20 protein-coding genes are annotated in these 22,700 nt (G+C 60.0%); 8 read left to right on the forward strand and 12 right to left on the reverse strand.

The features are described from left to right. Positions 1-15: 15 nt before the first annotated feature. Genes GIW28_RS21825 through GIW28_RS21840 form a run of 4 tightly spaced genes read right to left on the reverse strand, consistent with a single transcriptional unit; the run spans position 16 to position 4,119 of the window. Positions 16-1,140, reverse strand: coding sequence for a GNAT family N-acetyltransferase (locus GIW28_RS21825; RefSeq protein ID WP_236459036.1), 1,125 nt, complete (start codon positions 1,138-1,140; stop codon positions 16-18). 9 nt (positions 1,141-1,149) lie between these two features. Next, entirely contained in the window at positions 1,150-2,025 is an 876-nt protein-coding gene (locus GIW28_RS21830; RefSeq protein WP_236447473.1) for an alpha/beta hydrolase, read from the reverse strand. Further along, the gene (locus GIW28_RS21835; RefSeq protein ID WP_017137021.1) at positions 2,022-3,416 is read right to left on the reverse strand and encodes an aspartate aminotransferase family protein; all 1,395 of its coding nucleotides are present in this window, start codon (positions 3,414-3,416) and stop codon (positions 2,022-2,024) included. The genes GIW28_RS21830 and GIW28_RS21835 overlap by 4 nt, the downstream gene beginning before the upstream one ends. After that, entirely contained in the window at positions 3,409-4,119 is a 711-nt protein-coding gene (locus GIW28_RS21840) for an MtnX-like HAD-IB family phosphatase (protein ID WP_017137020.1), read from the reverse strand. The genes GIW28_RS21835 and GIW28_RS21840 overlap by 8 nt, the downstream gene beginning before the upstream one ends. 225 nt (positions 4,120-4,344) lie before the next feature. On the opposite strand from GIW28_RS21840, the gene GIW28_RS21845 reads away from it, so the two are divergent. Then, complete coding sequence (locus tag GIW28_RS21845; RefSeq protein ID WP_026013708.1) at positions 4,345-5,115, forward strand: MipA/OmpV family protein; 771 nt, start codon at positions 4,345-4,347, stop codon at positions 5,113-5,115. Positions 5,116-5,204: 89 nt separating this feature from the next. On the opposite strand, the gene GIW28_RS21850 is transcribed toward GIW28_RS21845, so the two are convergent. Both GIW28_RS21850 and GIW28_RS21855 read right to left on the reverse strand, forming a co-directional pair. Then, entirely contained in the window at positions 5,205-5,858 is a 654-nt protein-coding gene (locus GIW28_RS21850) for a DsbA family oxidoreductase (RefSeq protein ID WP_236447472.1), read from the reverse strand. A 57-nt stretch (positions 5,859-5,915) separates the two neighbouring features. Continuing rightward, positions 5,916-6,935: an alpha/beta fold hydrolase gene (locus GIW28_RS21855; protein WP_099548510.1), complete on the reverse strand. Its 1,020-nt coding sequence runs from the start codon at positions 6,933-6,935 to the stop codon at positions 5,916-5,918. 182 nt (positions 6,936-7,117) lie between these two features. Between GIW28_RS21855 and metR the strand changes: the two genes are divergently transcribed. Then, entirely contained in the window at positions 7,118-8,035 is a 918-nt protein-coding gene (metR, locus tag GIW28_RS21860) for a transcriptional regulator MetR (protein ID WP_017137016.1), read from the forward strand. A 177-nt stretch (positions 8,036-8,212) separates the two neighbouring features. Here metR and GIW28_RS21865 read toward each other — a convergent pair whose 3' ends face one another. From GIW28_RS21865 to GIW28_RS21875, 3 genes are read right to left on the reverse strand one after another with little or no spacing between them, the layout of a single operon-like run. Further along, positions 8,213-8,719, reverse strand: a complete 507-nt coding sequence (locus tag GIW28_RS21865) for a GNAT family N-acetyltransferase (RefSeq protein ID WP_099548509.1) — start codon at positions 8,717-8,719, stop codon at positions 8,213-8,215. Beyond that, positions 8,713-9,126: an NUDIX hydrolase gene (locus GIW28_RS21870; protein WP_236447471.1), complete on the reverse strand. Its 414-nt coding sequence runs from the start codon at positions 9,124-9,126 to the stop codon at positions 8,713-8,715. The genes GIW28_RS21865 and GIW28_RS21870 overlap by 7 nt, the downstream gene beginning before the upstream one ends. After that, the gene (locus GIW28_RS21875; RefSeq protein WP_017135906.1) at positions 9,123-10,436 is read right to left on the reverse strand and encodes an HD domain-containing phosphohydrolase; all 1,314 of its coding nucleotides are present in this window, start codon (positions 10,434-10,436) and stop codon (positions 9,123-9,125) included. The genes GIW28_RS21870 and GIW28_RS21875 overlap by 4 nt, the downstream gene beginning before the upstream one ends. 227 nt (positions 10,437-10,663) lie before the next feature. Here GIW28_RS21875 and GIW28_RS21880 point away from each other — a divergent pair, with 227 nt between their 5' ends. From GIW28_RS21880 to GIW28_RS21895, 4 genes are read left to right on the forward strand one after another with little or no spacing between them, the layout of a single operon-like run. Continuing rightward, entirely contained in the window at positions 10,664-12,538 is a 1,875-nt protein-coding gene (locus GIW28_RS21880; RefSeq protein WP_017135905.1) for a putative bifunctional diguanylate cyclase/phosphodiesterase, read from the forward strand. A gap of 21 nt (positions 12,539-12,559) precedes the next feature. Then, positions 12,560-13,522, forward strand: coding sequence for a cytochrome-c peroxidase (locus GIW28_RS21885; protein ID WP_017135904.1), 963 nt, complete (start codon positions 12,560-12,562; stop codon positions 13,520-13,522). Then, positions 13,519-15,345 carry a DAHL domain-containing protein gene (locus GIW28_RS21890; protein ID WP_032865483.1) on the forward strand — a complete coding sequence of 609 codons (1,827 nt, stop codon included), beginning with the start codon at positions 13,519-13,521 and terminating at the stop codon, positions 15,343-15,345. Before GIW28_RS21885 ends, GIW28_RS21890 begins: the two co-directional genes overlap by 4 nt. Next, the gene (locus GIW28_RS21895) at positions 15,342-16,721 is read left to right on the forward strand and encodes an ATP-binding protein (protein WP_236447470.1); all 1,380 of its coding nucleotides are present in this window, start codon (positions 15,342-15,344) and stop codon (positions 16,719-16,721) included. Before GIW28_RS21890 ends, GIW28_RS21895 begins: the two co-directional genes overlap by 4 nt. A 20-nt stretch (positions 16,722-16,741) precedes the next feature. Here the strand turns inward: GIW28_RS21895 and GIW28_RS21900 are convergent, their stop codons facing one another. From GIW28_RS21900 to GIW28_RS21910, 3 genes are all read right to left on the reverse strand, one after another. Further along, a complete protein-coding gene (locus GIW28_RS21900) occupies positions 16,742-17,014 on the reverse strand; it encodes a type B 50S ribosomal protein L31 (RefSeq protein WP_017135901.1) in 273 nt (90 codons plus the stop codon). Between the two features lie 100 nt (positions 17,015-17,114). Further along, the gene (locus GIW28_RS21905; RefSeq protein ID WP_236447469.1) at positions 17,115-18,440 is read right to left on the reverse strand and encodes an APC family permease; all 1,326 of its coding nucleotides are present in this window, start codon (positions 18,438-18,440) and stop codon (positions 17,115-17,117) included. A 189-nt stretch (positions 18,441-18,629) separates the two neighbouring features. Then, positions 18,630-19,451 (reverse strand): carbon-nitrogen hydrolase family protein, encoded by an 822-nt coding sequence (locus GIW28_RS21910; RefSeq protein ID WP_236447305.1) that lies wholly within the window; start codon positions 19,449-19,451, stop codon positions 18,630-18,632. A gap of 93 nt (positions 19,452-19,544) precedes the next feature. On the opposite strand from GIW28_RS21910, the gene GIW28_RS21915 reads away from it, so the two are divergent. Together GIW28_RS21915 and GIW28_RS21920 are read left to right on the forward strand one after the other, a co-directional pair. Next, positions 19,545-20,309 carry a helix-turn-helix transcriptional regulator gene (locus tag GIW28_RS21915; RefSeq protein ID WP_099548505.1) on the forward strand — a complete coding sequence of 255 codons (765 nt, stop codon included), beginning with the start codon at positions 19,545-19,547 and terminating at the stop codon, positions 20,307-20,309. A gap of 101 nt (positions 20,310-20,410) precedes the next feature. After that, positions 20,411-22,672 (forward strand): glycoside hydrolase family 3 N-terminal domain-containing protein, encoded by a 2,262-nt coding sequence (locus GIW28_RS21920; RefSeq protein WP_236447304.1) that lies wholly within the window; start codon positions 20,411-20,413, stop codon positions 22,670-22,672. Positions 22,673-22,700: the final 28 nt, after the last annotated feature.

Consider the following 22,700-nt stretch of genomic DNA (forward strand, 5'->3'; position numbering starts at 1 on the left):
GGGTCTTGGTGATCATCAGGTTTCGCTTATCGCAGTAGCCATGGCAGGGTCGGAACGGTCCGGTCTTATGTACATTTTCACGAGTTTGAGCAGGCCGTTGACCAGCCGGTTACGGTGACGGAAGAACATGCTGTTGCCCTGGAACTCGCACCCCAGGCGCAGCTTACTGGCATAGCCCTCCTGACCGCACTCGTACACCGGGATCTTGTGTGCAATACAGTAGTCGACATTGGTCAACCAGTAGCGAAAGTACAAACTGTACGCACGGCTGAACTCACGGTCATGCCCGAAAAACTTGTCGATCAGCCGATGCTGGTCCAACAGCACCAGGTTGAACGCCACCAGACGCTCATCCACCCAGTAAAGAGCACAGACCGCACGCCCTTGCAGCTGTTCAAGAATGCCGGTGAAATAACGCGCCGGCAGGCGTTCGAACTGCAAATCGGCGCGGCTGAGCGTGTCTTCGTACAGGCGCATCACCTCGGGCAACACATCATCAATAGTGTGCCGCCACTCGACCCGTGGGCCTGGCGCGCGCAACTTGCGGCGCAAGTCTTTGCGGGTCGCCTTGCACAGCGAGCCCAGGTAGGCGTCCACCGAGCCGTAAGGCACCGTCAACCACCCCCTGGGTAAGCTTGGCATACTCTGAAAGCCTGCCTGGCGGCAATTTTCTGCCCAGTCCAGGTCACTGGTCGGCACGTCTTTGACCGCCACCAGGCCAATCCCGAAGGTAGTGGCATCCTCGCGTGCCGCCTCCAGCAAATGCTTGATCAACAGTCGGCGCTGCCCCTGGGGCACGTGACTGGCGATGCCCGCATCGCAACGCTCGGCCACCGGCGAGCCAATGGCATACAACTGCAAGCGCAAAACACCCGGCCACAGTCGCTCCAGGCGCTCGGTAAAGCGCTTGCCGGCGCCCGACACCGTGGTGTCGAGGCGATAATAAGTGATGAACGCGGCGGCAACGGCCACCAGCGTTTCATCGTCGTAGACGGCCAGGTAACGCCACTTGAAATCATCGATCGCGGCGTTTTCCACGGCAACGTAAAAATCCCAATCCTCCAGGGCTGCGGGAAAGCAGTCATTCCAGGCGCAACGCGGGATGGCCCGGATAGTCGAGAAGGCTTGGGCGGTGATCACGTCTAGTCCTTAGGCTGAGGCCCGCTGTCGATAATCCACGGGCGCCTGCACAGCCGGGGCGGCGTGTTGCTCGACAAACTCTGCGCTCAACTCGATCACTCGGCGGTATTGCAGGTCGACGGTGATCATGTGGTAGCAGTTATCCAGCAGGATCTTGGTCACCGGGCCGCCCAGGTGGCGCTCGACATAATCGGCGTTCCAGCGGCTGGTGATGTCGTCCTCGATGGAGTGCAGCACCAGCGCCGGCACCTTGACCTCGGGCATGCGCTTTTTGACCACCGCGTTCATGCGGTGCAACTCGCGCACCGTGATGCCTTCCATGGTCAGTAAACCGGCCTCACTGCTTTCGCCTTCCTTCATCTGACGCTCGACGATCGCCCGCAGGCGCTCGTTCTTGATGCCGTAAGGCGGCTTCTCTTCGAAGCGACAGATGTGCACGCCGAACGGGATCTTCATCAGCAACGGCGTCAAAAACGCCAGCTTGTTAATGCTCCAGCCGTCGTACTTCAAGGTGGTCGAATACATCAGCAGCCCGGCCACTTGCCCAGGGTGCTCGGCGGCCACGTACATCGACATCACCGCGCCCATGGACAAGCCACCGACAAACACCTGCTCATGGCGCTGCTTGACCTGCGCAAAGGTCTTGCGCACGCCTTCGTACCAGTCCAGCCAGCCGGTGGCCTGCAGGTCGCTGTTATCGCCGCAGTGCCCAGCGAGTGTGGGCACATACACCGTGCAGTTACCCGCCTTGGCCAGGCCTTTGGCGACCTGGCGCAATTCCGTCGGGGTGCCGGTCAGGCCGTGGATCAACAGGATCCCGACCGGACCTTCACCGAGAACGAAGCCGGCATCACCTTCACCGAGGTCGATCCCGATGTTGTTCACCGCTTGGTCGCCCGCACCAGCAGTTGCTCGAGGAGTTTCAGGCCCAGGTCGATTTCCGGGTAGCTGATTTCCAGGGACGGTGCCAGGGTGATCACGTTTTTGTAGTAGCCGCCCACGTCGAGGATCAGGCCGAGTTTCTGGCCATCGACGATCATGTCGCCCTTCATGCCTTCTTCGACCATGTAGTCCAGGGTCGCCTTATCCGGCGTGAAGCCATCCGGGCCGCAGATTTCGCAGCGCAGGGCCAGGCCCAGGCCATCGACGTCGCCGATGATCGGGAAACGTTTCTGCAGGTCTTGCAGGCCTTCCAGGAAGTATTTGCCCTTGGCCATGACCATTGCGCCGTAGTCGACTTCGCTGGTCATCTTGAACATTTCCAGGCCTACCGCCGTACCCAGTGGGTTGGAGGCGAAGGTGGAGTGGGTCGAACCTGGCGGGAAGACCTTCGGGTTGATCAGTTCTTCACGCGCCCAGATGCCGCCCAGCGGGTTGAGGCCGTTGGTCAGCGCCTTACCGAAGACGATCACGTCCGGCTGTACGTCGAAGTGTTCGATCGACCACAGTTTGCCGGTACGGTAGAAGCCCATCTGGATTTCGTCGGACACCATCAGGATGCCGTGCTGATCCAGCACTTGCTTCAATTCGCGGTAGAAGTTCATCGGCGGGATCACGTAGCCGCCGGTGCCCTGGATCGGCTCGACGTAGAACGCTGCGTATTCGCACTGGTTGGTTTTCGGGTCCCAGACGCCGTTGTATTCGGTCTCGAACAGCCGCGCGAATTGCTGCACGCAGTGGCTGCCGTATTCTTCTTTGGTCATGCCCTTAGGGCCGCGGAAGTGGTACGGAAACGGGATGAAGTTGGCGCGCTCGCCAAAATGGCCGTAGCGGCGACGGTAGCGGAAGCTCGAGGTGATCGACGAAGCGCCGAGGGTACGACCGTGGTAGCCGCCTTCGAAGGCGAACATCAGGCTCTTGCCGTTGGAGGCGTTACGCACCACTTTCAGCGAGTCTTCGATCGACTGCGAACCGCCGACGTTGAAGTGCACGCGACCGTCGAGGCCGAATTTGTTCTTGGCATCGACCGCGATCATTTCCGACAGCTCGATCTTGCCTTTGTGCAGGTACTGGCTGGCGATTTGCGGCAGGGTGTCGATCTGCTGTTTCAGCGCGTTATTCAAGCGCGGGTTGGCGTAGCCGAAGTTAACGGCCGAGTACCACATTTGCAGGTCGAGGTAGGCCTGGTCTTCGGTGTCCCACACGTAGGAGCCTTCGCAACGGCTGAAAATACGCGGCGGCTCGATGTAGTGAACGGTGTCGCCGTAGGAGCAGTATTTGGCTTCTTTATCCAGAAGAATCTGGTCTTCGGCGGTAGCGATACGAATATCAGACATGGTGGAAGAGTTCCTGATTTTCAACAGAGAGGTCGGCGGCAAAGGTGCCGGAGTTAGCGGCGATGCCTTGTGGCAAAGCGGTCAGCAGTGCGGGCAATTCGGCAAAGGTGTCGAAGCGCGCATGGGGAATGTTGTTGGCTTCGCAGTACTTGGCGAGGCTGCCTTTGGCGAAGACGAAGTCGGCGGTTGAAGCCACGCACATGTCGGACTTGCCGTCGCCGATCACCAGCACGCGCTTGTTGCGCGGCGTGGATTTGCACTTGCAGTTGCCGGAGGCGGCGCGGCAGGCATCGCTGGAATACGGGAAGTCGATGCGCCAGCTGTTCTGGTCGACCTGGCGCAGGCGGTTGGCGAGGATCGGCAGCAAGGTCACGTAGTTGCGCGACAGAATGCGCGCGATGCCTTGCTCGATGCCGTCGCTGACCACTTCGATGGTCGCGCCCAGGCCCATGACGTGATCGACAAAGTCCGGGAAGTCCGGGTCGATTTCAACGCTGTCGAAATACGCCAGCAGTTCAGCCGGGGTGGCCTTGATCAGCGCCAGTTGACGGCTCAGGCATTCGCGGGAACCGATATGCCCATCCAGCCATTCCTGTTCGATGGTTTCCCACTCAGGGCCGGCGAAGCGCTGGAGGACGTTGTCGATGACGTCGGTGGGGGTGATGGTCCCGTCGAAGTCGCACACGATATGCCACTGGATCATTGCGTTTACCTGGAAGAGGAGCGCTCTGTGCGCTTGTGCCAGGGGTATTGCAGAGACTGTGCCAACTGGCCAAAGCCCAGCGGGGCTGGGGTTTTGGTCGATAAACAGGGTGATTTGTGTCGCAGGAGCTACAATTTTTGTAGCTTGCTACAAACAAGATGAGTGCTTGCCTCAGGGAGGCTCTTCGCGCGTGAATGCGCGAAGGTTCAGATAAGGAAACGCTCCATGTTCAAGGTTACTTCTGCTGTATTCGCCGGTTTGCTGGGGCTGTGGAGCTTTTCCAGCTCGGTATTGGCCGAAGGTATTACCGGCGAAGTCGGCGCGGGCGTCAGCTATGAGCCTCATGACCCGACAGGCAGCCGCTACGAAACCCGGCCGATTCCTTATTTCGATCTGGATTGGGGCAATGTGAGCCTGGGCACCGACGACGGCCTGACCTGGAGCGCACTCAATACCAACGGTTTCACCGCCGGCCCGTATATCAATTACCTGCCGGGCCGCACGGCCAACGGTTCACTGCGTGGGTTGCGGGATGTGCCGGACATGGCCGAAGTCGGGGGGTTCGTCCAATACTCACCGGCCGAGTTCTGGCGCGTATACGCCCAGGTTGGCCAAGCCGTCGGCGGCTCGCGTGACCAAAGTGGCGTGCTCGGCAAACTGGGCGGCGAGTTGGGCTACCCGCTGGGCGGCGGTATTATCGGCAGCACTGGCTTGATGGCGCATTTTGCTGATGCGCGCCAGACCCAGGCGTTTTTTGGCGTTGATGATAAAGAGTCCGTTGCGTCTGGCATCCGCACCTATAACGCCAGCGCAGGCTTTCAGAACCTGACGCTGACCGAGAGCTTCGAATTCCCACTGGACAGCCACTGGTCACTGTTGACCAGCGCCAGTTGGACTCGCCTGGTGGGGTCGGCGGCGAACAGCACCATCGTCAAAGAGACCGGCAAGGTAAACCAGGGCCAGGTCCAGACGGCGATCAGCTACAAGTTCGACTGACGCATCCTGTGACGCTCTGCGTCATAACTTCAAGGGCAGGACGCGGAGCGTCCGGGGCGGCGTTCCCACGCAGAGCAAGGGAACGATCATCAGGCCTTGGCTTCCTGGATGATCTGACGAATAGCCCCGACAAAGGCTTCAGCCGGCTGCCCACCGCTGACCGCGTACTGGTCGTTGAACACGATGGTGGGTACTGAAGTCACACCGCGTGTAATCCACAACTCTTCCTGCTCACGGACTTCAGCAGCGTACTCGTCAGACGCCAGAATTTCAGCCGCGCGCTTGATATCCAACCCAACACTTTCGACGATGATCGCCAGCGTCGCGTGGTCGGACGGGTCTTGCCCATCACTGAAATACGCCTTGAACAGCGCTTCCTTGAGGTTGTACTGCAACCCTTCAAGCCCCGCCCAATGCAGCAACCGGTGCGCATCGAAGGTGTTGTAGATACGGCTGTGCCCGTCCGTGCGAAAGGCAAAGCCCAGCGCCGCGCCCATGTCGCGGATACGCTCACGGTTGGCCTGGGATTGCTCGGCGGTGGAGCCGTACTTTTCGGTGATGTGCTCGACGATGTTCTGCCCTTCGGCCGGCATCTTCGGGTTCAGCTCAAACGGCTGGAAATGAATCTCGGCCTGCACCTCGCTACCCAGTTGGTCGAGGGCTTCGGTCAGGCCGCGCAGGCCGATGATGCACCAGGGGCAAGACACGTCGCTGACGAAATCGATTTTCAGGGGAGTACTCATGGTAGGCAACCTCGCTGGCATTAATGTGCGCCATAAAGGTTGCACCATACACCAACTTCACAGCACCTTCGAAGGCTCGCCCAGATCAATCTGCGCCCAATGCGCGGCATCTTCGCGATGGGCTTTCAGATACGGCAACACAGCCGTCAGCAGCGGTGCCTTGAAGGCTTCCTGGAAGCGGTGGGCCATGCCCGGTATGAGCTTCAGCTGGCTGCCCTGGATATGCGCGGCCAGGTGTACGCCGTGCATCACCGGCAACAACGGGTCGGCGGTGCCGTGCACCACCAGGGTCGGCACGCGCAATTGGTTAAGCAAAGGCACGCGGCTCGGCTCAGCCAAAATCGCCATGATCTGACGCTTCACGCCGTCCGGGTTGAAGGCGCGGTCGTAGGACAGCGCGGCCTGGTGCAGCAGCGCCTGGCGATCATCTTTCACGTTGGGGCTGCCCAGGGCTGCGAGTAAATCGGCTTGTTGCTCCAGCGCCACTTCACGGTTTGGCGCGCTGCGCCGCGACAGCAACTGCACCAACGCCGCATTGGGCGCCGGCAAGCCTTCGGCGCCGGAACTGGTCATCACCAGCGTCAGGCTTTCGACCCGCTGTGGCGCCATGGCTGCCAGGTGCTGGGCGATCATGCCGCCCATACTCGCGCCCAGCACGTGGAATTGCTGAATCTGCAGCGCGTCCATCAAGCCCAATGCATCGTCGGCCATGTCGGTCAGCGTGTACGGCGCCGCCACCGGTAAACCGAGCTTGTAGCGCAGCACTTCGAACGTCAGGTTGGCGCTGGCGGGAGCCTGGCGCCAGGTGGACAAACCAACGTCACGGTTGTCGTAGCGGATCACTCGAAAACCCTGTTCACACAAGGCCACCACCACTTCATCCGGCCAGTGGATCAACTGCCCGCCCAGGCCCATGACCAACAGCAACGCCGGGTCCGACGCTCGGCCGATGCTCTGATAGGCGATGCTGACTTTTTCCAGGTCGACCGTTTGGGTCGGGACATTGACATCACATCGAGAAGCCGCAAAAGACGGCAGGCCGAACACTAGAGCGGCCAATAAAAACAACACGCGCATGAAAAACACCGAAACGCAGAACCCCAGTAGAGCGCGAGTCTGATGAAGTTTGTACAAGCGCGCTGCCACAGTTGCGTGACAGTTTGATGAAGTGCGCCCAACGGTCATGGTCGACATGACTGGCAACATGAGACAAACTCACGATATATCTAATCATCACAAATTATCTTCATGGAGCGCCCGTGCTCGAAATCCGCCACCTCAAGACCCTGCACGCATTGCGCGAAGCCGACAGCCTGGTCGAAGCCGCCGAACGCCTGCACCTGACGCAATCGGCGCTGTCCCACCAGTTCAAAGAACTGGAAGAGCGCCTGGGCATGCCGCTGTTCGTGCGCAAAACCAAACCGTTGCGCTTCACCAGCGCCGGCTTGCGCCTGCTGCAACTGGCCGATGCCACCCTGCCCTTGTTGCGCGGCGCCGAGCGTGACATTGCGCGTTTGGCCGGTGGCACCGCCGGGCGCTTGCACATGGCGATCGAATGCCACAGCTGCTTCCAGTGGCTGATGCCGACCATCGACCAGTTCCGCGATGCCTGGCCGGAAGTCGAACTGGACCTGGCCTCAGGCTTTGCCTTCGCGCCGCTGCCGGCCCTGGCCCGTGGCGACCTGGACCTGGTGGTGACCTCCGACCCGCTGGAACTGCCGGGCATCACCTATGTGCCCTTGTTTACCTACGAAGCCATGTTGGCCGTGGCCAACCAGCATGCGCTGGCGAACAAGTCGTACATCGTGCCGCAAGACTTGCTCAGCGAAACCCTGATCACCTACCCGGTTGAGCGCGACCGCCTGGATATTTTCACGCGTTTCCTGGAACCGGCCGACGTGGAGCCGGCCCAGGTGCGCACCTCGGAGCTGACGGTGATGATGATGCAATTGGTCGCCAGCGGCCGTGGCGTGTGCGGCATGCCCCATTGGGCGCTGCATGAATACAGCGCGCGTGGGTATGTGAAGGCCAAGCGTTTGGGCGAAAAAGGCTTGTTCGCGACGTTGTATGCGGGGATCCGTGCGGACATGCTGGATGCGCCGTATATGCGCGACTTCTTGCTGACGGCGAAAGACACGTCGTTTTCGACCTTGGATGGAGTCAGCGCCGTGCGTTAATCACGCACAAAGGTGAACACAATGAGGACTCTAATGTGGGAGCTGGCTTGTCGAATCGTCGCACCGCTGCGATGCAGACACCTCGGTGTGTCAGGTACACAGAGTTGATGCTATCGCAGCGGTGCGACGATTCGACAAGCCAGCTCCCACACAGAACTATGGTTCCCCTATGGAATTTCAGTCGCCTTTGAGTTCACGCCACATGTGGACCTTGTCGAAATACTCGATCCCCACCCGCACCGCCAACGGCTCCAGGCCGTATTGAATAAAACCGCAGCGCTGGTACAGCGCGAAGGCTGCGTCGTTGCCGGCGGTGACGGTCAGTTGGATCAGTTTGACGCCGGGCTGGCGTCGCGCGGCATCGAGCGCCGCCTCCAGCAACTCACGGCCCAGGCCCTTGCGCTGATAAGCCTCGGTCACGAACATGCCGAACAGCGTGACTTTGTGCCGCGCCTTTTCCCGGGGTTCAAAGGCCAGGCCGACAATCCCGGCCAAGGTGTCAGCCGCGAACGCGCCGAGTACCCGGTCCAACGGATTGTCCAGGCGCTTTTCCCACCAACTCATTGGCATCCGCGCGCGCTCGGCGACGCTGGAGGTAAACGCTTGGGGATAGGCGCCGTAGGCCTCAAGCATCAGCGCTCGATATGCCTCGGCGTCGTGGGCACCCAGTGGGCGAATCAGCATGCGGTGAGCGACTTTCGGTAAAACGGCAGGATCAAATCCCGCGTTAAAGGCGCCAGGTGCAAGCCGCCGTCACCGGCCGGGTCGATCCAGCGCACTTCTTCAATCTCGGCAGCGGGCGTCACCGGCACATCAATGTGCACCTGGAACAACTCGGCGTGCACCGTAAAACCCGGTTCGTTGGCGGCAGGCGCCGAGAAGTGGCCCAAGTACACGGCATCACTCGGTTTGATACACAGGTTCAGTTCTTCGTACAGCTCACGGGCCAGCGCCTCGCCGGGTTGCTCATCGGCGTCGATCTTGCCGCCGGGCTGCATGAACGCCTGGGTGCCACGTTTGCGTACCAGCAGGGTTTGACCGTCGCTGCCGATCAGCAGGGCGGCGGCAATTCGAATAGTGGAAATGCTCATGAAAGAATCGGTGTCTCTTCAGGTTGTTTGATAAATACGCTGTATTTCGCGCCTTCCATCGCCTCGAACGCAATCAGCTTGTCCACCAGCGGCAGATTCAACACCTTGCCGGCGTTAAGCAACAGCATGCCGTTATCGGCATTGAGGTTGCGGGCCAGCACCATGCCGGCTTCCAGCTCTCGGGTGGAGAGGACCTTGACGCTGGGGTCGCCCAAGGTCACATCGCTGAGGAAGGCCGCGCAGGCCTGCACGAAGTCTTCCACCAGCTCCGGATCGTAAAGACGACCGGCGTACTTGCGGATATACAGCAACGCTTCGTCGCTGTTCAGATGCCGTTCAAGGATCAAGCCTTTTTGCAGTTCGATGAAGTCCACTGCCAGTTTAAGCAGGCGCGAGCCGGGCGGGATCGCATCGCCCTTGAGGTGATCGGGAAACCCTGTACCGTCCCAACGCTCCTGGTGGTGGCGAATGATCCGCGCCGCATCCTTCATCGGTTCCAGGGTCATCAGCAGCGATTCGCTCTGGGTCGGGTACTCGCGATACAGGCCACGGTCGGTGCTGTGCAGCTTGTCCGACGGCGCAACCATCATGCTGTCGCTCCAGCTCAGCTTGCCAATGTTGTACAGCGCAGCGGCCATGGTCAGGTCGCGGGTGCTGGCTTCGTCGATGGACTGGGCCGCGCAGTAGACCCGGATCAGTTCGATCAAGGCGCGGTTGGTCTGTTTGTCCTTGGGCAAGCGCAGGTTGGCCAACAGCGAAAACACTTCGGTACCGGTCACGTAGCTGCGCTTGAGCTCGTCGTAGGCCAGATCGAGCATGTCGGCGGTCTGTTGCAGCTCGCTGGTACGGGCTGCCACGCGCTTTTCCAGGTTGGCGTTCAACACCTTGAGCTGATCATTCTGCTCATGGGCCAGGCGCTCCAGGCGCTGATGCTCCAGGGCCTGGCGCAACACCAGCGGCAGTTCTTCGTCATTCCAGGGTTTGCTGATGTAACGGTGAATCTGCCCTTCGTTGATCGCCTTGATGATCGTCGCAAGGTCAGCATAGCCGGTCAACAGGATGCGGCTGGTGGCCGGGTACAGCCGGTGGACTTCAGCCAGCAACTGCGCGCCGTCCATGCCGGGCATGCGCGCGTCGCTCATCACCAGGTCGATGGGCTGGGCCGCCATGATCTCCAGGGCCTGGGCGCCGCTGCCGGCGAGTACGACATTGAAGGGTTGGCCGCGCAACAGGCGGCGCAGGCTGTTGAGGATCGATTCTTCATCATCAACCAGCAGAATCGTGGGTGGGGTCGCAAGCTGTTCATCCATGGTTACTGCGCCTTAAAAATAAACGTAATAGAGCTAAATTGAACCCTGGTATCCCGCCGCGTTTCTGCGCTTGATGCACGCAGCCACGCAGCTGATTTGACGCCAACTTGCCGTCGATTTCAAGGGAACTCAACTATGCTGTCTCAACCGGTACGTACTCCTCCCGGATGTCAAACCAAGGAAGGAAGTGTTATGCCATCAACCCTGTTGCCAATGCAGAGTGCGCCATGAAGCCGGATTCAGGGCGGGCCAACCGACGCATTCTGATCGTGGATGACACCGCCTCTATCCACGAAGATTTCCGCAAGATTCTGTGCGCCAATCCCAACGATGCCCCCTCACTGGACAGCCTGGAAGAAGCCCTGTTCGGCACCGCGGCGCCGGTGCGCCAGGCGTTTTTGCTGGATTCGGCCTATCAGGGCCAGGAGGCCCTTGCCCTGGTGAACAAAGCCCTGGCGGACGGTGCGCCCTACGCCATGGTGTTTATCGACATGCGCATGCCGCCCGGCTGGGATGGCCTGCACACCATCGAACAGTTGTGGAACGTCGACCCCAACCTGCAGGTTGCCCTGTGCACCGCCTACTCCGATTACTCCTTTGAGGCCATCGAAGCGCGATTGAAGTACAACGACCAGCTACTGATCCTGAAAAAACCCTTTGACCACCTGGAAATCCGCCAGATGGCCAGCGCCCTGACCTGGAAATGGCAGCTCGCCCAAGACGTCGCCCTCAAGGTACTGGGCCTGGAGCGCACCATTGAAGAACGCGTGCAGGAACTGCTCAAAGTGTCGCACCTGTTGCAATACGACGCGCTCACGCAGTTGCCCAACAGCACGTTGCTGGGTGACCGCCTGACCCAGGCCATCGCCTTGGGCCGACGGCATGACACACAACTGGCGGTGATATTTATCGGGCTCGACCGCTTCAAGCGCATCAACAATGCCTTGGGGTATCCGGCGGGCGACGAGGTGCTCCAGCAGGTCAGCCAGAGCCTGGTGGCGACGGTGCGAGACTCGGATTCAGTGTTTCGCTACGGGGCCGACGAGTTTGTGATTCTGCTCAACGATATCCAGCACCCGCAACAAACCCAGCATATTGCGCAAAAGTTGCTCACGGCCGTGCGCACAACCCGCCACGTCGCCGGGCACGACCTGAGCGTCACCGCCAGCCTGGGCATCAGTATTTACCCCAATGACAGCAGCACGGCGGTGGAACTGATCAAACATGCCGAAACCGCCATGCACACCAGCAAGGAGCGTGGCCCGGGTGATTTCAGCTTTTATACCGAGACCATGAACCTGCGCGCGCAACACCAGCAAGGCCTGGAAAGCGCGATCCGCCAGGCCCTGGAGCGTGACGAGTTCGTGCTGCACTACCAACCGAAACTGGAATTGAAAACCGGCAAAATCGTCGGTGCCGAAGCCTTGATACGTTGGTTTGCGCCGCGCGCCGGATGGGTCAGTCCGTCTGAGTTCATTCCGGTGGCCGAAGACAGTGGGCTGATAGTGCCCTTGACCCAGTGGGTACTGCGCCGGGCCTGCGAGCAAGGGCAAGCCTGGCGCGCCATGGGCTTGAGCCCGTTGTGCATCTCGGTGAACGTCTCGGCCATCGACTTTCGCCAGCGGGACTTTACCGACAACCTGGCCGAGATACTCACACAGACCGGCCTGCCGCCTGCCCAATTGGAGTTGGAAATCACCGAAAGCGTGTTGATGCAGAATGTCGATGACACCGTCGCCACCTTGAACACCATCAAGGCCATGGGCGTGCGTCTGGCCCTGGATGACTTCGGCACCGGTTATTCCAGCCTCAGCTACCTGCGGCGCTTTTCCATCGACGTGCTGAAAATCGACCAATCTTTCGTACGCGGCATGAGCGTAAATAGCCAGGACGCGCAACTGATCAGCGCTATCATCGGCATGGGCAAAAGTCTGAACATGAGCATCATTGCCGAAGGCGTGGAGACGATCGAACAACTGAACTTCCTGCAAGCTCAGCGGTGCGAAGAAGGCCAGGGTTTTCTATTCAGCAAAGCCGTGCCCCCAAAGGATTTTGCGCAGTTGATGCAAGCCGGTCACCCTGCCCTGATGCCCGATCAATAGCCGATTGCAAGGAGTGCTCGCTTGAGCGAAGTATCAACCCAAGGGCTCATTTTCACCTTATGGTTAGGCGCGAGTCTGCCACTGGCAGCCGCACCGCTGGACGAGGCACTCAAACCCTTGCCGGGCGTGCCGACGCTGGACCCGGCCAAAGTCGAACTGGGCCGGCAACTGTTCAATGAGCCAAGCCTGTCAGCCAACAACACCCTGTCCTGCGCCAGTTGCCATCGCCTGGAGTCCGGCGGCGCCGACGACAAGCCGTTTTCGATCGGTTTTGACGGCAAACCGGTAGAGGTCAACACCCCATCGGTGTTCAACGCCAGCCTGAATTTCAAACAGTTCTGGAATGGTCGTGTCGACACGCTGGAGGCGCAAGTCGAACACGTGGTCACCAGCACGGCAGAAATGGGCAGCGACTGGAAAACCGTGGTGCAGAACCTCGCCGCCGTGCCCGCCTACCAGAGCGCATTCCAGCAAACCTATCCCGATGGGGTCACCGCAGCCAATGTGCAAAACGCCCTGGCCACCTATGAGCGCACGCTGCTCACGCCCGACTCACGGTTTGACCAATACTTGAAGGGCAATACGGAGATCCTGACCCTCAAGGAAAAGTACGGCTACCAGCGTTTCAAAGATTACGGCTGTATCGCCTGCCACCAGGGTGTGAACATCGGCGGCAACATGTTTCAAAAATTCGGCGTGATGGCTGACTACTTCAAGGACCGCGGCAACCCGGTCGAGTCGGACCTGGGGCGTTACCTGTTGACCAAGGATGAAGAGGACCGCTATGTGTTCAAGGTGCCCAGCCTGCGTAATGTGGCGGTCACCGCTCCCTACTTTCACGACGCTTCGGCCAAGAGCCTGGAAGAGGCTGTGGACGTGATGTTCAAGTATCAGCTGGGGCGCACTCCGACCCAGGAAGACAAGGACCTGATCATCCTGTTTCTCAAGACCCTGACTGGCCAATGGGCGGGCAAGCCGTTATGAGCCGACTGCCGAGCCTTTCCCGCCGTCGTATCAGTCAGCTGTTGCTGGGGTTGATGACCCTGCTGCTGGCCTCGACCCTGGTCTTTTTGTACCTCATGTCCTCCCGCGACCAAACAGCCAGCTACACCCAGTCACGGGACCTGATCCGCCAGCTCCAGCAACTCAACGCACAATGGGACAGCGAAGTGCTCAAGGCCCGGATTGCGATTACCCACAACTACGATCCGCTGGTGACACCGCTCACCGAAATGACGCGTATATGGGCCGAACTTAGCAGCCGCAGCACCTACCACAACAGCGTCGACCTGCCCCGTTGGCGCACCATCCAGCTAGCGTATGAAACCGCCATCCAGGAAAAGGCGCGGCTGGTAGACCGGTTCAAATCCCACAATGCGGTGCTGCGCAACTCGCTGGCGTTTCTGCCGACCGCTGAAGACGATATCCAGGCCCAGTTCAATCGTGTTGACGATGGAGGGCGGCTGCAACTGCAAAGCGTGGCCACCGACACCTACGACCTGCTGCTCAGCAGCCTGGAGTTCGCCCAGGTCACCAGCGACGACCGCGCCGCCGATATTCTGGTGGGCCTGGGCAAACTGGAAATTAACAAGGAACGCCTGCCCATTGAGTTCCAGGCCCCGGTCGAGATCCTCAGCAACCACATTTCGCTGATCCTGCGCGAGCAACCGGTGGTCAACAGCCTCCTCGAACGAATTGCCGCAGTGCCCGTGGCCGAGCGCCTGGATGACTTGACCACCCACCTCAACCAGGACCAGCAGGCGGCCGACCTCATTGATCATCAATACCACCGCTACCTGTTGATTTTCTCAACCTTGCTGGTGGTGTTGCTGCTGTACCTGGCGGTACGCCTGTTGCGCAGTTTCGCCGAGATCAACCGGATCAATCGTGCCTTGCAGGCCGCCAACGAAACCCTGGAACAAAGGGTGGAGCGGCGCACGCAACAGCTCAAGGACGCCCAGAGCGAGCTGATGGACAGCGCCCGCCAGGCGGGCATGGCGGAAATCGCCACGAACGTGCTGCACAACGTCGGCAACGTGCTCAACAGTGTGAACATTTCCGCCGACCTGGTGGGGCGTAAATTGCGCAACAGCAAGGCCCAGGGCCTGGGCAAAGCCATGCAATTGATCAACGCGCATCAGGGCGACCTGGGCACCTTCCTCAGCGAGGATGAAAAGGGCAAGTTGCTGCCGGGCTACCTGAACCAATTGGTCGAAGCGATTGCAGTCGAACAGCAAGACATGAGCGAGGAACTGACGCAACTGAGCAAAAGCGTTGACCACATCAAGGACATCGTCTCGACCCAGCAATCCTATGCCGGCGCCTCCACACTGCTCGAACCCGTCAACATCAGCGCGTTGATGGAAGACGCCCTGCGCATGAACGCCGGCGCTTTGAGCCGTCATCACGTCACGGTGGTCAAGGAGTACGCGCAAGTACCGGAGATTCTGGGCGACAAACACCGGCTGTTGCTGATCATGGTCAACCTGATCAGCAACGCCAAGTACGCCATGTCCAACCTCAGTGACCGGCCACGGCAAATGACCCTGACCGTGCAACCGGCGGCTGAAGAGACGCTGAAAATCAGTGTAAGGGACGATGGCGAGGGCATACCCGCCGAGAACATGACCCGGATATTCACCCACGGCTTCACCACGCGCAAAGAAGGCCACGGCTTCGGCCTGCACAGCTGCGCCCTGGCCGCCGTGGAAATGCACGGCCAACTCAGCGCCCACAGCGATGGGCCAGGCCTTGGCGCAGTGTTTACCTTGACGATTCCTCTTACCCTTGCCGGAACTGCCCCATGAACCAGACTCCCAACCGGCGCATTCTGTTGATTGATGACACACCGTCAATTCATGAAGACTTTCGCAAGATTCTGATGCCGAGCGTGGCCGCCACCCCTGCACTGGACGACCTGGAATCAGCGCTGTTCGGCGCCGCCGCCACGCCTCAGGCTCAGGTATTTGACCTGCATTCGGCGTACGGCGGCGAAGAAGGCCTGGGCTTGCTGACCACGGCCATGGCAGAACAACGGCCCTATGCGCTGGCTTTTGTGGACATGCGCATGCCCCAGGGCTGGGACGGCGCGAAGACCATCGAGGCATTGTGGAAGGTCGACCCCGACCTGCAAGTGGTGGTGTGCACCGCGTACTCGGATTACTCCTGGGAGGACCTGCTCTTTCGCCTGCACGCCCATGACCGCTTGCTGATCCTGAAAAAACCCTTCGACAACATTGAGGTCCAGCAAATGGCCAACACCTTGGCCAACAAGTGGGACATGGCCCGTCGCGCCGCCTTGCAAACCTCCCACCTGGAACAGCTGGTGGAACAACGTACCCAGGCGCTGCAACTGGAAATCGACGAGCGCAAGCACTTGGAAAGCCAGCTGGTGCAGTCGGAAAAGCTCGCGTCGCTGGGTCAGCTTGCCGCCGGTGTCGCCCATGAGATCAACAACCCGGTAGGCTTCATTTCGTCCAACCTCAGCACCCTCGATGGCTACTTCAACCAGCTGCAACAGATGCTTGAAGCTTATCGACACAGCGAGGAAATAATCGCTTCGCAACCACAGCGCGACCAGCTAAAGGCTTTGCGCACGACGTTGGAGCTGGACTTTCTCAAGGAGGACATCCCGATCCTGATCCGCGAATCCAAGGATGGCATTGGCCGCGTGGTGCAAATCGTCAAAGACCTGAAAAATTTTTCGCGGGTGGACAACGACCAGACCTGGCAATTCACCAACCTGCAACAAGGCATTGATTCGACGCTGAACATCGTCGCCAGCGAACTGAAGTACAGGGCTGATGTGGTCAAGCACTACATGCCGCTGCCGGACATAGAGTGCCTGGCGTCGCAGCTCAATCAAGTGGTGATGAATCTGGTAATCAATGCCGCACAAGCCATGGGCCCGGAACGCGGCACCATTACCATCAGCAACGGCGTGGAAGGTGAGAACATCTGGCTGGAAGTGGCGGACGACGGCTGTGGCATTGCGCCGGAAACCGTGCAGAAGATTTTCGACCCCTTCTTCACCACCAAACCCGTCGGCGAAGGCACTGGCCTGGGGTTGTCACTCTCCTACGGCATCGTCAAGAAACACCGGGGCTCAATCTCGGTCAGCAGTGAGTTGGGCAAGGGCACAACCTTTCGGGTGGTGCTGCCGATTCGGCAAACGGCGGCGTAGGGCACGCCGCCGAGTCGGGGTTATGCATCCGCCTTTTTTGGGCTGGACCCAAACGAAGCGAAACGCTTGTTGAACCCGGCGATCCGGCCTTCGACCTGGGTCTTTCGCTGCTGGCCGGTGTAGATCGGGTGCGAGGCGCTGGACACATCAAGCGGGATATACGGGTAAGTGTTGCCGTCACTGTGTGTATGGGTGCGGTCGCTGTCGGCGGTGGAGCCGATCAGGAAGAACACGTCGGCGGCGGTGTCGTGGAACAGCACAGTGCGGTAGTCGGGATGGATACCAGCTTTCATAAGGCCTCCGGGGCGTCTGGGTGCAATTCAAGTGTTATACAGTAACACTAATCATGCACTCAAACGAGAACCGATTTCAATAAGAATAGGCCGACTGCTTCTATGCCGCTTCCTGGAAGTCCATTTCCGGGGGTTGTTTCGAGAAACCGCGCGTTAGAAAGCCCAGGTACACCAGGCCAATCGCCAACCACACCGCGCCCAGGTAAATCGCCAGGTGATCGAGGCTGACCATCAGCCACACGTCCGCGAGCAAGCCGATGGTCGGGAATACCAGGAACAGGATCACCTCACGCACACCGCGCTGTTTGGCGCCGATCCAGTAGTGAAAGATCACCGACAGGTTCACCAGGCTGAACGCCAGGAACGCACCGAAGTTGATGAACGAAGTTGAGGTGGTCACGTCGAGCTTCAACGCCAGCAAGGCCACCACCGCACACAACAGGATGCTGTTGACCGGCGTGCCGAAGCGCGCATGCAAGGTGCCGAAGAACGACTTGGGCAACACACCGTCACGGCCCATGGCAAACAACAGCCGCGAACCGCTGGCCTGGGCCGACAGCCCCGAGGCGAACTGGCCGACGATCAGGCCGATCAGGAAGATCGACACAAACAGGTCGCCGCCCACGTTGCGGGCAATCTCGTAGGCCGCCGAATCCACATCGGCGAATTCGAACGACGGGTGGGCGATCTGCACGAAGTACGACACGCCGACGAAGATCAGGCCGCCGATCAGGGTTATGAGCATGATTGCCCGTGGGATGGTACGGCGCGGGTCGCGGGTTTCTTCGGTGAGGGTACTGACCGCATCAAAGCCCAGGAACGAATAGCAGGCGATGGCCGCGCCGCTCATGATCAGCGGCATGTGCATCTGGCCGTTGAAGAACGGGGCGATGGTCCATAGCGGCTTGCTCGCGTCACCGCCGATGTAGTGGATGCACAGCGCGACAAACGCGATCAGCACCAGAAATTGCACCAGCATCAGCAGCGCGTTGATGCCGTTGGCGAGCTTCAACCCGATGATATTGATTGCCGTGGTGATACCGATAAAGGCCAGCACCCACACCCACTGCGGCACCGCCGGGAACGCCGAATGCAGGTACGCAGCGCCGATCAGCCAGATGGCCATGGGCAGGAACAGGTAGTCGAGCAACACCGCCCAACCGGCGATAAAGCCCAGCTTGGGGCTGATGGCCTTGCGCACATAGCTGTAGGCGGAACCGGCCACCGGGAATGCCGAGGCCATGCGCCCGTAGCTCATGGCGGTAAAGAACATCGCCACCAGGGCCGCCAGGTACGCGGCCGGGACCATACCGCCGGTGGATTGCGCGAGGATGCCGAAGGTGCCGAGCACAATGATCGGCGTCATATAGGCGATGCCAAACAGCACCACCGACCCTAACGACAGGGTGCGTTGCAAACGAGCCATGAGCGATTCTCCGCTGATTTATTAGATTTATGGCAGAACTGAAGTCGGTGAAGCGCAAACTATTTTTATGATTGATGTCGCTTTTGTGGCGAGGGAGCTTGCTCCCGCTGGGGCGCGTAGCGGCCCTAAGATTTTGGGGCCGCTGCGCAGCCCAGCGGGAGCAAGCTCCCTCGCCACTAGGGGCCAGTCTTAAACGTGGGGGATCAGCAATTCGCGCGTCCCATCGCTGCGCTCAATCACCTCGCCGGGCAATTTCAAGCGCTGGTCATCCAGGTAGCGGTAGTCCTTGCGAGCCGCCACCAATTGGTCGAGATCCAGCTCGACGGTGAATTGCCCTTCCTCACGCCCCGCTTCAAACAGCAAGGTGCCGATCGGGTCCACCAGGGCGCTGCCACCGGCGAACAACAGGTCGTCGTCGCCCTCTTCGACCCGGTTGACCATCAGCGCAAACGCCTGGTTTTCCTGGGCGCGGGCCATGATCGCGGTGCGGTGCGTGGGGCCGTAAGGGTCCATGTTGCCGTTGGTGACGATCAGCAGCTCGGCACCCAGTTGCGCCAGGGCGCGGGAGGTTTCCGGGAACTCGATGTCGTAGCAAATCAGCAGGCCGACGCGCACGCCGTTCCACAGGCATGTGGCGTAACGATCACCAGCGGTGAACACGCCGCGATCCGAAGCCCACAGATGCGTCTTGCGATAACGCAGGGCGATGCCCTCGGGCGTGATCAGCAAGGTGGTGTTATAGAACTGGCCACCGTCGTGTTCGGCCATGCCGATGACCACGGCGATATTGCGCGCACGGGCCGCCTGGATAACCGCTTGTACGGTGGGGCCGTCTACCGGCTCGGCGATAGTGGCGACGGTCTCGGCCGACGGGAAGCCCATCAGGTGGGTTTCCGGGAAGACGATCAGTTGCGTGTCGGCGGCGCACGCAGCTATGGCCGCCAAGGCGCGCTCAAGGTTGTAAGCTGTACCGTTATCGCGGCCTGCCAATTGGGCAAATTCGACCTTCATGGGTATTCCTTGTTCTTTATCCGTGTCGCAGTATGCGCAGCCAACACCGGCCAGGGAATTACGCGGCCGAGGTAACCCGATAGGGGTAGATTGATGAGCATGACGCTGCAAGACATCGCCTGGCACCGTTCGGTGGGGCAAATGATAGACGCCCTGGACCAGCCCAATTTCTGGACCCAGCTTGTGCGGCTGTTGGACCAATACGTGCCGTCCGACAGTTGGGTGGCCTTGCTGTTCAGCAGTCAGCACCGCCCGCTGGTGTTCGCCGAATCCCCGGGCGCCGATGGCACGCCGGACCCTCTGTTCCAGGACTACCTCAACGGCCTGTACCTGCTCGACCCGTTCTACATCGCCAGCCGCGAACACGCGCGCACCGGCCTGTTGCGCCTGGCGGACGTGGCGCCGGAGCATTTCGAGCTGACCGAGTACTACCAGCGCTACTTTCGCCTGAACGTGGTGGCCGATGAAATCCAGTTCAATTGCCACCTGCCGGACGGGCGCACCCTGTGCCTGTCGCTGGGTTCGAAACAGCGTTTTGACCCACAGCAAATTGCCCTGCTGTCACTGATCCAGCCGTGGGTGTTGAGCCTGCTGCGCCAGCGCCTGCCCCATGAACTGAACCAGGTGAGCGCGCCGCAACCGCCGATTCAAAATGATGGCTGGGGCGCACAACTCACCGCCCGTGAGCTGGATGTAGGCCGTTTGATGCTCAGCGGTTGCTCCAGCAAGGAGATCGCCCGTAAGCTGGAAATCTCTGTTGAAACCGTGAAAGTCCATAAGAAACACATGTACAGCAAGCTAGGGATCAAATCCCAGTCGGAGCTGTTCTCGATCTTTCTTCAGGCGCAAAACGCCTGACCGTTTGTCTGAAACCGTTGATGAACTGTTACTTCTGACAGTAGCTGGGTTTGCCTGCGCGCTGAACACTTATGTGCATATTTCGGCCAGCGTTGATACCCATGTCTACTCGCCTCTTGATGCTATTACTGAGCTTTTTGGCCTTGGCAGCAACCGCCCAGGATGATGTTGTCGAACGCCTGCTGGCGCAAATGACGCCGGAGGAAAAAGTCGCCCAACTCAGCCTGCTCGGCATCAAGGAAACACCGACCGGCACTGTCGTTGATCAAAACGGCTTGGAAGAACGGCCAACGATAACCGTCGGTTCTGTCATCGGAGCCTACGGTGCCGACCTGACTCGCCAGCTGCAAAAACAGGCGGTACAAGGTTCGCGCTTACATATACCGCTGTTGTTTACCCTCGATGTCATTCATGGCTTTCGCACCGTGTTCCCGGTGCCCCTGGCGGAGGCTGCGGCCTGGGACGCTCAACTGACGCAACGAAGTGCCCGCGCGTTAGCTGTTGAAGCCACCGCCAGCGGTGTGCACTGGACCTACGCTCCCGTAGTCGACATAGCGCGTGACCCACGTTGGGGACGCGTGGTGGAGGGTGCTGGTGAGGACCCGTTTCTCGGCTCGATCCTGGCGGCTGCGCGAGTGCGCGGCTTTCACGGTTCAGGCCCGCCTGACAACTCGTACATGATGGCTACCGCTAAACACTTTGTTGCCTATGGGGCTGGCGAGGGCGGGCGGGATTACAACGTCGCCGATCTGTCGGAACGAACCTTGATGGAGGTCTACCTGCCCCCTTTCCAGGCGGCCGTAGCCGCGGGCGTTGACGCAATCATGCCCGCCTTCAACGAGGTCGCCGCCACGCCCATGAACAGCAACAAGGCCCTACTGACAGGGCTGTTGCGTCAGAAGTTGGGCTTCACCGGTATTATCGTCAGCGATTACTCCGCCGTAGAGGAACTGATTCAGCACGGCATCGCCCGCACCCCATCGGATGCGGCATGGTTAAGCTTTAACGCTGGCATCAATATTGAAATGGCCAGCCAGACTTACCGGCAACACCTGCCGACGCTCCTACGCAACGGCCAGGTTTCAATGGCAGACGTGGATGAAGCCGTGCGCCGCGTACTCAAGGCCAAGCAGCGCCTGGGACTGTTTGAAGACCCATACCGCTACAGTGACCCGATCCGCGAAGCCAATAGCGCGAATATACCGCAGCATCGTGCTTTGGCCCGTGAGGCGGGGCAAAAGTCTATCGTATTGTTGAAAAACAGCGGTCAATTACTGCCTCTGTCAAAGAAACTGCGCCGGTTGCTGGTGGTCGGCAGCCTGGCCAAAGATGCCGCCGCCACGCTCGGCCCGGCGTCCTGGCCAGGCACCCCCATCGGCGCGGTAACAGTCCTGCAAGGCATACAGAACGCCGTCTCCACCGACACCGACGTAACCTACCTCCCCGGCGCCTCCCCCAGCAGCGCCGACACCCAAGGTATCGCAGCCGCCGAAAAAGCCGCCCGCGACGTCGACGTAGTGGTCGCCGTACTGGGCGAAAATGCCGAGTACAGCGGCGAAGGTCAGAGCCGCGCCGAACTTGGCTTGCCCGGCGGCCAGGATGCGCTATTGCGCGCGCTTCTGGACACCGGAAGACCCGTGGTAGTCATCCTGATGAACGGCCGCCCATTGGTGTTCACGCAGCCCCTTCAACAGGCGCCTGCATTGCTTGAAACCTGGTTTCTCGGCAGCGAAATGGGGCATGCCGTGGCGGATGTGTTGTTTGGCGATGTCAACCCCAGCGGCAAATTGCCGATCACCTTCCCACGCAGCATCGGGCAGGTCCCCCTTTACTACGCACACAAAAATACTGGCCGCCCCAACAGCAATATCGACGGTTCGCCGTCCGGCTATCGCTCCAACTACATGGACATCAATGACACGCCAGCCTATCCATTTGGCTTCGGCTTGAGCTACACGACGTTCAGCTACTCAACGCCCAAACTGAGTAGCACCCGGCTTGCGTCCACCCAAACCCTGACCGTCGAGGTCACCGTCACCAACACCGGCAAGCGTGCCGGCGATGAAATCGTCCAGTTGTACCTGCGCGATGACGTCGCCAGTGTGACCCGCCCGGTCCGACAGCTGCGCGGGTTTCGCAAAGTGCACCTGGCCCCCGGCGAGGCGCAGAGCGTGACTTTCACCCTCGATCAAGAGGACTTCGCCTTGCTGGATATGAACCTCTCGCCAGTGGTCGAAGCGGGCACCTTTACCGTCTTCGTCGGGGCCGACTCGACCGCCACCCAACAGGCGCAATTCGAGGTCACCGATAGCCGCCAGTTGTCTATTCCGGGCCAGTCTGTCCCACAGGTGCAGCCAAACTGATTATTCCCACAGGTTGTCTATGGTTTCC

The sequence above is a fragment of the Pseudomonas sp. PA-5-4B genome, from assembly GCF_021606215.1.
Taxonomy (GTDB): domain Bacteria; phylum Pseudomonadota; class Gammaproteobacteria; order Pseudomonadales; family Pseudomonadaceae; genus Aquipseudomonas; species Aquipseudomonas edaphica.

What these genes read in the sequence shown, in the direction of transcription:
- GIW28_RS21835 (WP_017137021.1), bottom strand. Translation starts at nt 3,416, where the DNA reads ATGTCTGATATTCGTATCGCTACCGCCGAAGACCAGATTCTTCTGGAT.
- GIW28_RS21840 (WP_017137020.1), bottom strand. Translation starts at nt 4,119, where the DNA reads ATGATCCAGTGGCATATCGTGTGCGACTTCGACGGGACCATCACCCCC.
- GIW28_RS21845 (WP_026013708.1), top strand. Translation starts at nt 4,345, where the DNA reads ATGTTCAAGGTTACTTCTGCTGTATTCGCCGGTTTGCTGGGGCTGTGG.
- GIW28_RS21850 (WP_236447472.1), bottom strand. Translation starts at nt 5,858, where the DNA reads ATGAGTACTCCCCTGAAAATCGATTTCGTCAGCGACGTGTCTTGCCCC.
- GIW28_RS21855 (WP_099548510.1), bottom strand. Translation starts at nt 6,935, where the DNA reads ATGCGCGTGTTGTTTTTATTGGCCGCTCTAGTGTTCGGCCTGCCGTCT.
- GIW28_RS21865 (WP_099548509.1), bottom strand. Translation starts at nt 8,719, where the DNA reads ATGCTGATTCGCCCACTGGGTGCCCACGACGCCGAGGCATATCGAGCG.
- GIW28_RS21870 (WP_236447471.1), bottom strand. Translation starts at nt 9,126, where the DNA reads ATGAGCATTTCCACTATTCGAATTGCCGCCGCCCTGCTGATCGGCAGC.
- GIW28_RS21875 (WP_017135906.1), bottom strand. Translation starts at nt 10,436, where the DNA reads ATGGATGAACAGCTTGCGACCCCACCCACGATTCTGCTGGTTGATGAT.
- GIW28_RS21880 (WP_017135905.1), top strand. Translation starts at nt 10,664, where the DNA reads ATGAAGCCGGATTCAGGGCGGGCCAACCGACGCATTCTGATCGTGGAT.
- GIW28_RS21890 (WP_032865483.1), top strand. Translation starts at nt 13,519, where the DNA reads ATGAGCCGACTGCCGAGCCTTTCCCGCCGTCGTATCAGTCAGCTGTTG.
- GIW28_RS21895 (WP_236447470.1), top strand. Translation starts at nt 15,342, where the DNA reads ATGAACCAGACTCCCAACCGGCGCATTCTGTTGATTGATGACACACCG.
- GIW28_RS21900 (WP_017135901.1), bottom strand. Translation starts at nt 17,014, where the DNA reads ATGAAAGCTGGTATCCATCCCGACTACCGCACTGTGCTGTTCCACGAC.
- GIW28_RS21905 (WP_236447469.1), bottom strand. Translation starts at nt 18,440, where the DNA reads ATGGCTCGTTTGCAACGCACCCTGTCGTTAGGGTCGGTGGTGCTGTTT.
- GIW28_RS21910 (WP_236447305.1), bottom strand. Translation starts at nt 19,451, where the DNA reads ATGAAGGTCGAATTTGCCCAATTGGCAGGCCGCGATAACGGTACAGCT.
- GIW28_RS21915 (WP_099548505.1), top strand. Translation starts at nt 19,545, where the DNA reads ATGAGCATGACGCTGCAAGACATCGCCTGGCACCGTTCGGTGGGGCAA.
- GIW28_RS21920 (WP_236447304.1), top strand. Translation starts at nt 20,411, where the DNA reads ATGTCTACTCGCCTCTTGATGCTATTACTGAGCTTTTTGGCCTTGGCA.